The organism is Pseudomonas sp. IT-P260, from assembly GCF_949768395.1.
In the GTDB taxonomy this organism is placed as follows: Bacteria; Pseudomonadota; Gammaproteobacteria; order Pseudomonadales; family Pseudomonadaceae; genus Aquipseudomonas; species Aquipseudomonas parakoreensis.
Genome location: NZ_CATKPO010000039.1, coordinates 381,095 through 392,672, shown reverse-complemented (window position 1 = coordinate 392,672; position 11,578 = coordinate 381,095). Strand labels below are relative to the sequence as shown.

Here is an 11,578-nt window from a genome sequence, read left to right as displayed (position 1 = left end):
TGCTGATCAGTCCTCGGAAATCGCCCGCCAGACCAGCGAAGGCATGCAGGTGCAGTTCCGCGAAATCGATCAGGTCGCCACCGCGTCCAACGAAATGAGCGCCACCGCCCACGACGTCGCCAACAGCGCGTCGAACGCAGCAAACGCCGCCAAGGGCGCCGATCAGTCGGCCCGCGACGGCATGTCGATCATCGAACGCAGCACCCGCGACATCAATCAACTGGCCGACGAAGTCAGCAAAGCGGTGACCGAGGTCGAAGCATTGGCGGTCAACAGCGAGCAGATCGGTTCGGTACTGGAAGTGATCCGCAGCATCGCCGAACAAACCAACCTGCTGGCGCTCAACGCCGCCATCGAAGCGGCCCGCGCCGGGGAAAGCGGCCGTGGTTTCGCAGTAGTCGCCGACGAGGTACGCAACCTCGCCAAGCGCACTCAGGATTCGGTGGAAGAAATCCGCATCGTCATCGAGCGCATCCAGACCGGCACCCGTGGCGTGGTCGCGACCATGCATTCGAGCCAGACCCAGGCACACAACAACGCCGGGCAGATCCGTCAGGCCGTGGACGCGCTGGGCAAGATCAGCGACGCGGTCACCGTGATCAGCGACATGAACCTGCAGATCGCCAGTGCCGCCGAACAACAGAGCGCCGTGGCCGAAGAGGTCAACCGCAACGTCTCGGCGATTCGTACCGTGACTGAAACGCTGACCGAGCAGGCGACTGAATCAGCGGCGATCAGCAGTCAGTTGAATGCCCTGGCGAGCCAGCAGATGAAGCTGATGGACCAGTTCCGCGTCTAACAAACCGCAAAAATCCCTGTGGGAGCGAGCCTGCTCGCGAAGACGGCAGCACATTCAACATCAACGTGACTGATCCACCGCTTTCGCGAGCAGGCTCGCTCCCACAGGGGTAAGTGTTCACCTGCCGGAATTTCATCTGGCCCGAGATTCTTTTGCACTATCATCGCCCTCTCTCCCGGAGGGCCTTCGATGACTGATCTACTCACGTCCATTCAAGCCGCACTCGGCTTGCCCCACACGCCGATTCCGTTCACGGGCCATGGTGCCCTGCCCTCGGCATTCGCCGTGACCGACCTGGCCTGCGCCAGCATCGGCGCTGCCGGGCAGGCCGTCAGCGAACTGCTCCGGCAACAGACCGGGCACTTGCCCGCGGTGGAAATCGATCGACGTCTGGCCTCGTTCTGGTTCGCCACTTCGCTGCGACCGATGGGCTGGAACGTCCCGCCGTTGTGGGATCCGGTGGCCGGTGACTACGCAACCGAGGACGGCTGGATCCGCCTGCACACCAACGCCCCGCATCACCGCGCCGCCGCCGAACGCGTGCTGGGCGCCTGCGCCGACCGTGCCGCCATGGCAGCGAACGTCGCGCAATGGCGCAGTGCCGATCTGGAACAAGCAGTCGTCGACGCCAACGGCTGCGCCGCCGAAATGCGCAGTAGGGCGCAGTGGCAGCAGCATCCGCAGGGGCTGGCAGTGAATGCCGAACCGCTGGTGCATTTCCTCGATGCGCAGGATGAACACACCAACGCCTGGCAAGGCTCGGCAGCGCAGCCGCTGGCCGGCCTCAAGGTGCTGGACCTGACCCGCGTGCTTGCCGGCCCCACCGCCAGCCGTTTCCTTGCCGGCCTCGGCGCCAATGTGCTGCGCATCGATCCGCCGACCTGGAACGAACCGGGCGTTATCCCGGACATGACCCTTGGCAAACGCTGCGCGCGGCTGGATCTGCAGCAACCGGCAGATCGCGTGGTGTTTGAACACTTGTTGCAGGACGCCGACATCCTCGTGCACGGCTACCGTGCCGACGCGCTGGAACACCTCGGCTTCGGCTCCGAGCGCCGGCGGCAACTGGCGCCGGGGCTGATCGACGTCTGCCTCAACGCCTACGGCTGGAGCGGCCCGTGGCAGAACCGCCGTGGCTTCGACAGCCTGGTGCAGATGAGCAGCGGCATCGCCGAGGCCGGGCAGCGCTGGAAGCACGCGGACCAACCGACGCCGTTGCCGGTGCAGGCGCTGGACCATGCAACCGGGTATTTGATGGCGGCAAGTGCGATCCGGCTGTTGACGCAACGTTTGAAGACGGGTCGAGGTGGCTCGGCACGCTTGTCGCTGGCGCGCACCGCCAAGCTGTTGATCGAACAGGGGCTGGGGTCGAGCGAACCGTTGTGGGCTGAAGATGCGCAGGATCAAAACCCGCTTCTGGAACAAACACCTTGGGGGCCTGCGCACCGCTTGCTGGTACCGCTGAAGATCAGCGGGACGCCGCTGCAATGGCAGTTGCCGGCCACAGAATTGGGTTCACACAGCCCGCTATGGTGATGACCATTCGGGCCCCTTCGCGAGCAGGCTCGCTCCCACAGGGGCACGCATTTCAAATGTGGGAGCGAGCCTGCTCGCGAAGAGGCCCGCACTGACATCACCTACAACGACAACACCCCGCTGTACAACCCATACGCCGCCAGCCCCGCGCCGATGATCACGCCGGTGAAAATCACCTTCTCGACATGAGTGAACAACGGCTCGCCCTGCTCATGCTTGGCCTTGGCGAACAGCACCACGCCTGGCGCATACAACAGCGCCGACAGCAGCAGGTATTTCACCCCGCCGGCATACAACAGCCACACCGCGTAGCACAGCGCTATGCCGCCGATCAGCAGGTCCTTGGTGCGCTCGGCCGAGGCATGTTCATAGGTTTCGCCACGCCCGCTGAGCAACACCGCGTACGCCGCCGACCACAGGTACGGCACCAGAATCATCGACGAGGCGAGGTAGATCAGGCTGGTGTAGGTGCCGGCGGAAAACAGCGTGATCAGCAGGAAAATCTGAATCATCACGTTGGTCAGCCACAGCGCATTGACCGGCACGTGGTTGGCGTTTTCCTTTTTCAGAAACGCCGGCATGGTCTTGTCCCGCGCCGTGGCAAACAGGATTTCGGCGCACAACAACGCCCACGACAGCAACGCGCCGAGCAGCGACACCGCCAGACCAAGGCTGATCAACAACGCGCCCCATGGCCCGACGATGTGTTCCAGCACCGCCGCCAGCGACGGGTTTTGCAGGGTCGCCAGTTCTGGCTGGCTCATGATCCCCAGCGACAGCACATTGACCAGCACCAGCAGCGCCAGCACGCCGAGAAAACCGATTACCGTGGCGCGGCCGACATCGGTGCGTTTCTCCGCTCGTGCCGAGTACACGCTGGCGCCCTCGATGCCGATGAACACGAACACCGTCACCAGCATCATGTTGCGCACCTGATCCATCACCCCGCCGAAGCTCGGGTTGCTGCGGCCCCAGATGTCGCGGGTAAAGATATCGGCCCTGAACGCCACCGCCGCAATCACGATGAACATGATCAGCGGCACGATCTTGGCGACCGTGGTCACCTGATTGATGAAGGCCGCCTCTTTGATCCCGCGCATCACCAGAAAATGCACGGCCCACAACAGCACCGACGCACAGCCGATGGCGACCGGCGTGTTGCCCTGGCCAAACACCGGGAAGAAATAACCGAGCGTGCTGAACAGCAACACGAAATAACCGACGTTGCCCAGCCAGGCGCTGATCCAGTAACCCCAGGCGGACGAGAAACCCATGTAGTCGCCAAACCCGGCCTTGGCGTAGGCGTAGACGCCGGAGTCCAGCTCAGGCTTGCGGTTGGCGAGGGTCTGGAACACGAACGCCAGGGTCAGCATGCCGATGGCGGTGATTCCCCAGCCAATCAGGATCGCCCCGGCATCGGCGCGCGCCGCCATGTTCTGCGGCAGGGAAAAAATCCCCCCGCCAATCATTGAACCTACAACCAGGGCGATCAACGCACCAAGGCGCAGCTTTTGCGTCGGTTGCGACATTCCAGTCTCCCTTTTCCTGACAACGGGTCTCGAAACCTGTTTATACCTGTAGCGAGGGGATTTATCCCCGATGGGTGGCATAGCCGCCCCAAAACCTGAGAACTCGTTCTGCCTGATACACCGCGCTGAATGGATCTGGGGCGGCTACGCCACCCATCGGGGATAAATCCCCTCGCCACAAGGTGTGTCTATTTCTGAGTATTAACTAAACGGATAAAGCGTAAGTACGTTCTGTGAATAACGCCAATACCGCTCTTATATATAGCCAACAACGCTAACGCATAGCACGACTAATCGCTTTTGTGCGCGAATCCTGATTATTCGATTCTGTACTGAAAACAGATGTGAAAAATTTGCCAAAAGCTGAAAACCAACTAGCGTGATAATTCCAAAGTAATAGGAGAAATTCCCAACCACATCTGCCGCAAGCCTCTGGAATGGGCCTCTTCGGGCAGCAACTTTATGCCATCAGCCTTTTCATAAGTCATTCATTAACAATGGAATGTGGCCATGAACTGATCTAAGTCAGCTGTTTGAACAGACAACGGCACTACGCTGTGAACTCTTCTCTCCTGCAATGGAGTCATGCAATGTCTGAAGCTCCCGGAAAACTACGACTCGGTGCACTGGTTGCATTGGTAGTCGGTTCAATGATCGGTGGCGGGATATTCTCTTTGCCACAAAACATGGCCGCCAGCGCCGACGTCGGTGCGGTGCTGATCGGTTGGGCCATCACCGCTGTCGGCATGCTCACCCTCGCTTTTGTCTTTCAAACCCTCGCCAATCGCAAGCCTGACCTGGACGGCGGCGTCTACGCCTACGCCAAGGCCGGATTCGGCGATTACATGGGTTTCTCGTCCGCCTGGGGCTACTGGATCAGCGCCTGGCTGGGTAACGTCGGTTACTTTGTTCTGTTGTTCAGTACCCTCGGGTATTTCTTTCCGGTTTTCGGCGAAGGCAACACGGTGGCCGCCGTGATCGGCGCCTCGGTGCTGCTGTGGGCCGTGCATTTCCTGGTGCTGCGCGGAATCAAGGAAGCGGCGTTCATCAACCTCGTGACCACCGTCGCCAAGGTCGTGCCGTTGCTGCTGTTCGTCCTGATCGCGGTCTTCGCCTTCAAACTGGACATCTTCACCGCTGACATCTGGGGCGTGAAAAACCCGGATCTGGGCAGCGTGATGAACCAGGTGCGCAACATGATGCTGGTCACCGTGTGGGTGTTCATCGGCATTGAAGGCGCGAGCATCTTCTCGGCCCGGGCGGAAAAACGCTCCGACGTCGGCAAGGCCACCGTGATCGGTTTCATCACCGTGCTGCTGTTCCTGGTGCTGGTCAACGTGCTGTCGCTGGGCATCATGACTCAGCCGGAACTGGCCAAACTGCAGAACCCGTCGATGGCTGCCGTGCTCGAGCACGTGGTCGGTCACTGGGGCGCGGTGCTGATCAGCGTCGGTCTGATCATCTCGCTGCTGGGCGCGCTGCTGTCGTGGGTGCTGCTGTGTGCGGAGATCATGTTCGCCGCCGCCAAAGACCACACCATGCCGGAGTTCCTGCGCAAGGAGAACGCCAACCACGTACCGGTCAATGCGTTGTGGCTGACCAACGCGATGGTTCAGCTGTTCCTGATCATCACCCTGTTTTCGGCCAGCACTTATCTGTCGCTGATCTACCTCGCCACTTCGATGATTCTGGTGCCGTACCTGTGGTCGGCGGCCTACGCCCTGCTGCTCGCCGTACGCGGCGAAACCTACGAAGGCTTCGCGGCCGAGCGGCGCAAGGACCTGATCATCGGTGGTATCGCCCTGATCTACGCGGTCTGGCTGCTGTATGCCGGTGGGGTGAAGTACCTGCTGCTCTCGGCCCTGCTCTACGCACCCGGCGCAATCCTGTTCGCCAAGGCCAAGCTCGAACTCAAACAAGCGGTTTTCACCAACGTCGAGAAGCTGATTTTCGCCGCGGTGGTCGTCGGTGCCCTGGTGGCAGCCTACGGTCTCTACGACGGCTTCCTGACCCTGTAATTGCCCAAGTTTTTACCTCTGGAGGATCACTGCAATGACCACGGAAAAAGTTAAGTACGGCGTCCATTCCGAAGCCGGCAAACTGCGCAAAGTCATGGTTTGCTCCCCAGGTCTGGCCCACCAGCGGTTGACCCCGAACAACTGCGACGAACTGCTGTTCGACGACGTGCTGTGGGTCGCCCAGGCCAAGCGCGACCACTTCGACTTCGTGACCAAAATGCGTGAACGCGGGATCGACGTGCTGGAAATGCACAACCTGCTGACCGACATCGTCGCCATCCCGGAAGCACTGGACTGGATCCTCGAGCGCAAGGTCACTGCCGACTCGGTGGGCCTGGGCTTGATCAGCGAAGTCAAATCGTGGCTGAAAAGCCTTGAGCCACGGCACATCGCCGAATTCCTGATCGGTGGCGTGTCCGCCGACGATCTGCCGGACAGCTTTGGTGGCAAGACCATCCAGATGTTCCGCGACTTCCTCGGCCACTCCAGCTTTATCCTGCCGCCACTGCCCAACACCCAGTTCACCCGCGACACCACTTGCTGGATCTACGGCGGCGTGACGCTGAACCCGATGTACTGGCCGGCGCGCCGTCAGGAAACCCTGCTGACCACTGCCATCTACAAATTTCACCCGCAGTTCACCAACGCCGATTTCGAGATCTGGTACGGCGATCCGGACAAGGATCACGGCAGCTCGACGCTGGAAGGCGGCGACGTGATGCCGATCGGCAACGGCGTGGTGTTGATCGGCATGGGCGAACGCTCATCCCGACAGGCCATCGGCCAACTGGCGCTGAACCTGTTCAAGAACAAAGCCGTGGAGAAAGTCATCGTCGCCGGCCTGCCGAAGTCTCGCGCCGCGATGCACCTGGACACCGTGTTCAGTTTCTGCGACCGCGACCTGGTGACGATTTTCCCGGAAGTGGTGAACCAGATCGTCGCGTTCACCCTGCGCCCTGACGAAAGCAAACAGGGCGGCATCGACATTCGCCGCGAAGAAGGCAGCTTCCTCGACACCGTGGCCAAAGCCCTCAACCTGCCGAAGCTGCGCGTGGTGGAAACCGGCGGCAACAGCTTCGCTGCCGAACGCGAGCAATGGGACGACGGCAACAACGTGGTGGCAGTGGAACCGGGTGTGGTCATCGGCTACGACCGCAACACCTACACCAACACCCTGCTGCGCAAGGCAGGCGTGGAAGTCATCACCATCAGCGCCGGCGAACTCGGCCGTGGTCGCGGCGGCGGCCACTGCATGACCTGCCCGATCATCCGCGACCCAATCGATTACTAAACGACCATCTCCCCGGCCGCACCTACCCCGTAGCGGCCGGGCCGATTACCGAATCCAAGGAGAATCATCATGGCGTTCAACATCCACAACCGTAACCTGCTCAGCCTGGAACACCACACCCCGCGCGAGCTGCGTTATCTGCTCGACCTGTCCCGCGATCTGAAGCGCGCGAAATACACCGGCACCGAGCAGCAACACCTCAAGGGCAACAACATCGCCCTGATCTTCGAAAAAACCTCGACCCGCACCCGATGCGCGTTCGAAGTGGCGGCCTATGACCAAGGCGCCAACGTCACCTACATCGACCCGAACTCATCGCAGATCGGCCACAAGGAAAGCATGAAAGACACGGCCCGCGTGCTGGGTCGCATGTACGACGCCATCGAGTACCGTGGCTTCAAACAGGAAATTGTCGAAGAGCTGGCGAAGTTCGCCGGGGTTCCGGTGTTCAACGGCCTGACCGATGAATATCACCCAACGCAGATGATCGCCGACGTGTTGACCATGCGTGAACACGCCGACAAGCCGATCCACGAAATCAGCTACGCCTACCTCGGCGATGCGCGCAACAACATGGGCAATTCGCTGCTGCTGGTCGGTGCCAAACTCGGCATGGACGTGCGCATCTGCGCGCCAAAAGCCCTGTGGCCGCATGACGATCTGGTGGATCGCTGCAAGAAATACGCGGAAGAATCCGGTGCACGCATCACCCTCACCGAAGACCCGAAAGCGGCGGTCAAAGGCGTCGACTTCATCCACACCGACGTCTGGGTGTCGATGGGCGAACCGGTGGAAGCCTGGGCCGAGCGTATCCAGCAACTGCTGCCGTACCAGGTCAATAAAGAGCTGATGAAAGCCACCGGCAACCCGCGCACCAAGTTCATGCACTGCCTGCCGGCGTTCCACAACAGCGATACCAAGGTCGGCAAACAGATCGCCGAACAGTATCCGCACCTGGCCAACGGCATCGAAGTGACCGACGACGTGTTCGAGTCGCCCGCCTGCATCGCCTTCGAGCAAGCGGAAAACCGCATGCACACGATCAAGGCGATTCTGGTCTCGACCCTGGCTGATCTGTAATCGGAATAGCTCCCACTGAAGGAACCGGTTCCAGGGTGGGAGCGAGCCTGCTCGCGAAAGCAGTGGGTCATTCAACAGAGATGTCGACTGATCTGACGCCTTCGCGAGCAGGCTCGCTCCCACATGGAATTCCGGTTCCGACAGGGAAACCGAGTCGTTTGCCATTTCTCTGCTGAAAGGATTGCATTATGCGTATCGTCGTAGCTCTGGGCGGTAACGCCCTGCTCCGCCGTGGCGAGCCGATGACCGCTGACAACCAGCGCGCCAACATCCGCATCGCCACCGAGCAAATCGCCAAGATCCATCCTGGCAACCAACTGGTCATCGCCCATGGCAATGGCCCGCAAGTCGGCCTGCTGTCGCTGCAAGCGGCGGCGTACACCTCCGTCACCCCTTACCCGCTGGACGTGCTCGGTGCCGAAACCGAAGGCATGATCGGCTACATAATCGAACAGGAACTGGGCAACCTGCTGGACTTCGAAGTGCCGTTCGCCACCCTGCTGACCCAGGTTGAAGTCGACGCCAAGGACACGGCCTTCCAGAACCCGAGCAAACCGATCGGCCCGGTCTACGAGAAAGCCGAAGCAGAAAAGCTCGCCGCAGAAAAAGGCTGGGCCATCGCCCCGGACGGTGACAAATTCCGCCGCGTGGTGGCCAGCCCTCGGCCAAAACGCATCTTCGAAATCCGTCCGATCAAGTGGCTGCTGGACAAGGGCAGCATCGTGATTTGCGCTGGTGGCGGCGGGATTCCGACGATGTACGACGAGCACCGTAACCTCAAGGGCATCGAGGCGGTGATCGACAAGGATCTGTGCTCGTCGCTGCTCGCCGAGCAACTGGAGGCCGATTTGCTGGTGATCGCCACGGACGTCAACGCGGCATTCATCGATTACGGCAAGCCAACCCAGAAAGCCATCGCCCAAGCGCACCCGGACGAACTGGAACGCCTCGGTTTTGCCGCCGGTTCCATGGGGCCGAAGGTACAGGCAGCTTGCGAGTTCGCGCGCCATACTGGCAAGGTCGCGGTGATCGGTTCGCTGGCGGACATCGAAGCCATCGTTCAGGGCACCGCCGGAACCCGTGTCAGCACCGCGAAGCCGGGCATCAGCTATCGATAATCAGAAACTCCGGGGGCAGGCCCAGGGTCTGCCCTTCTCCCATGCCTTGAGAAGGAGAAACCCATGGCCATATTCAACCCCGGTCATTTGCACATCGAGCGACATGCGTTGACGCCAGATGACGTCAGTTACGACTTGTGCCTCGACTATGAAGTGTTCACCGATCCGCAAAAAGGCAAAGGGATACAGTTCACCCTGCACGGCAATATGCAGGGCAAGGACATGAAGGAAGCGTTTTTCCTGCCCAAGGAAGAGGCTTACAACTTCGCCCGCGACGTGACCCGGATTGCCGAGAAGTACGGGATTCCAAAGGCTCACAGCCAGATCGGCTCGGTGCACAAGCATTACGACCTGATGTTTGAGGACATTCGGCAGAAGTTGAATATGCAATCCGGAGATCCGGTCAATCCCGAGCACTTCGAATAACCATTCCCCTGTGGGAGCGAGCCTGCTCGCGAAAGCCATCTGTCAGTCAATATGTTCACTTCTGACACACCGCTCTCGCGAGCAGGCTCGCTCCCACCGGGGATTTGAGTTGCCCGGAAAATCGTTGTCCATTTCACCAAGCCCCCGCCCCAAGGCATACTTGCCCCCCTCCGCATTCCAGAACACTGAACCGCCCCATGCGTATCCACGTCAGCTTCATCGACCGCGTCGGCATCACCCAGGAAGTCCTGGCGATCCTCGGTGGGCGCAATCTCAATCTGGATGCGGTGGAGATGATTCCGCCCAACGTCTACATCGACGCCCCGACCTTGAGCCCGCAAGTGCTCGAAGAACTCAAAGATGCGCTGTTTCGGGTGCGCGGTGTCGAAGCGGTCACGGTGGTCGACATCCTCCCCGGCCAGCGTCGGCACCTGCAGCTCGATGCATTGCTCGCGGCGATGACCGATCCGGTGCTCGCCCTCGACAGCGCCGGGAAAGTGCTGCTGGCCAACCCGGCACTGATCGCGCTGTACGGACGCGAACCGGCGGGTGAAAGCGTCTCTGAACTGTTCAACGATCCCGGCCTGCTGGAAACCCTGCTCGAACAAGGCTTCCGTCTGCCGCTGCGCGAGATCACCGTCAACGGCCAGACCCTGTTGCTCGACGCCACGCCGATCACCGACGCCGGCGCGCTACTGACCCTGTATCAACCGAACCGTATCGGTGAACAGCTCTCGGCGTTGCACCACGACCATGCCGAAGGTTTCGATGCGCTGCTCGGCGAATCCCCGGCGATCCGCACCCTCAAGGCCCGCGCGCAACGCGTCGCCGCCCTTGATGCGCCGCTGCTGATTCAGGGCGAAACCGGCACCGGCAAAGAGCTGGTGGCCCGCGCCTGCCATGCGATCAGTACGCGACACAGTGCGCCGTTCCTCGCCCTGAACTGCGCGGCCCTGCCGGAGAACCTCGCCGAGAGCGAGCTGTTCGGCTATGCCCCCGGCGCCTTCACCGGCGCGCAACGTGGCGGCAAACCGGGGCTGATGGAGCTGGCGAACCAGGGCACAGTGTTTCTCGACGAAATCGGCGAGATGTCGCCGTACTTGCAGGCCAAGCTGTTGCGGTTTCTCAACGACGGCAGCTTCCGCCGGGTGGGTGGCGATCGCGAGGTGAAGGTCAACGTGCGGATCCTCAGCGCGACCCACCGCGACCTGGAAAAAATGGTCAGCGAAGGCCTGTTCCGCGAAGACCTGTTCTATCGCCTCAACGTGCTCAACGTCGAAGTGCCGCCGCTGCGCGAACGCGGTCAGGACATTCTGTTGCTGGCGCGCTACTTCATGCAGCAGGCCTGTGCGCAGATCCAGCGCCCGGTCTGTCGCCTTGCGCCCGGTACCTATCCGGCGCTGCTCGGTAATCGTTGGCCGGGCAACGTGCGGCAGTTGCAGAACGTGATCTTCCGCGCGGCGGCGATCTGCGAAAGCAGCCTGGTCGACATCGGTGACCTCGACATTGCCGGCACTTCGGTGGCGCGGCAGACCGACAGCGACGTCGAGAGCCTTGAACAAGCCGTCGAGTCCTTCGAAAAATCGCTGCTGGAAAAACTCTACGCCAGCTACCCCTCGACCCGCCAACTGGCCAGCCGCTTGCAGACTTCGCACACCGCGATTGCCCATCGCCTGCGCAAGTACGGCATTCCGGGCAAGTCTTAAACTCACCCTAACCCCCTGTAGGAGCTGCCGAAGGCTGCGATCTTTTGATCTTGATCTTAAAAAACAAAATCAAAA

General features: G+C 61.0%; 9 protein-coding genes. 8 read left to right on the top strand and 1 reads right to left on the bottom strand.

Translation table 11 applies throughout. The annotated features are described in order from the left end of the window. The first annotated feature begins 43 nt into the window (after nucleotides 1–43). Together ACM6HV_RS18175 and ACM6HV_RS18170 are read left to right on the top strand one after the other, a co-directional pair. The gene (locus ACM6HV_RS18175; protein WP_371260381.1) at nucleotides 44–799 is read left to right on the top strand and encodes a methyl-accepting chemotaxis protein; all 756 of its coding nucleotides are present in this window, start codon (nucleotides 44–46) and stop codon (nucleotides 797–799) included. A 189-nt stretch (nucleotides 800–988) separates the two neighbouring features. Further along, nucleotides 989–2,335 (top strand): CoA transferase, encoded by a 1,347-nt coding sequence (locus ACM6HV_RS18170; protein ID WP_414904924.1) that lies wholly within the window; start codon nucleotides 989–991, stop codon nucleotides 2,333–2,335. A gap of 101 nt (nucleotides 2,336–2,436) precedes the next feature. Here ACM6HV_RS18170 and arcD (ACM6HV_RS18165) read toward each other — a convergent pair whose 3' ends face one another. Further along, nucleotides 2,437–3,864: an arginine-ornithine antiporter gene (gene arcD, locus ACM6HV_RS18165; RefSeq protein ID WP_414904923.1), complete on the bottom strand. Its 1,428-nt coding sequence runs from the start codon at nucleotides 3,862–3,864 to the stop codon at nucleotides 2,437–2,439. Between the two features lie 590 nt (nucleotides 3,865–4,454). Here arcD (ACM6HV_RS18165) and arcD (ACM6HV_RS18160) point away from each other — a divergent pair. The 6 genes from arcD (ACM6HV_RS18160) (at nucleotide 4,455) to ACM6HV_RS18135 (ending at nucleotide 11,503) form a co-directional block, all read left to right on the top strand. Further along, on the top strand, nucleotides 4,455–5,882 hold the full coding sequence (arcD, locus tag ACM6HV_RS18160) for an arginine-ornithine antiporter (protein WP_041068609.1): 1,428 nt from the start codon (nucleotides 4,455–4,457) through the stop codon (nucleotides 5,880–5,882). Nucleotides 5,883–5,916: 34 nt separating this feature from the next. Next, the gene (arcA, locus tag ACM6HV_RS18155) at nucleotides 5,917–7,173 is read left to right on the top strand and encodes an arginine deiminase (protein ID WP_047296012.1); all 1,257 of its coding nucleotides are present in this window, start codon (nucleotides 5,917–5,919) and stop codon (nucleotides 7,171–7,173) included. Nucleotides 7,174–7,242: 69 nt separating this feature from the next. Beyond that, a complete protein-coding gene (locus tag ACM6HV_RS18150; protein WP_003227481.1) occupies nucleotides 7,243–8,253 on the top strand; it encodes an ornithine carbamoyltransferase in 1,011 nt (336 codons plus the stop codon). Between the two features lie 188 nt (nucleotides 8,254–8,441). Further along, on the top strand, nucleotides 8,442–9,371 hold the full coding sequence (gene arcC, locus ACM6HV_RS18145; protein ID WP_414904922.1) for a carbamate kinase: 930 nt from the start codon (nucleotides 8,442–8,444) through the stop codon (nucleotides 9,369–9,371). A gap of 63 nt (nucleotides 9,372–9,434) precedes the next feature. Beyond that, the gene (locus ACM6HV_RS18140; protein ID WP_041068604.1) at nucleotides 9,435–9,797 is read left to right on the top strand and encodes a DUF5064 family protein; all 363 of its coding nucleotides are present in this window, start codon (nucleotides 9,435–9,437) and stop codon (nucleotides 9,795–9,797) included. A gap of 197 nt (nucleotides 9,798–9,994) precedes the next feature. Further along, complete coding sequence (locus ACM6HV_RS18135; RefSeq protein ID WP_198759255.1) at nucleotides 9,995–11,503, top strand: sigma-54-dependent transcriptional regulator; 1,509 nt, start codon at nucleotides 9,995–9,997, stop codon at nucleotides 11,501–11,503. Nucleotides 11,504–11,578 lie beyond the last annotated feature (75 nt).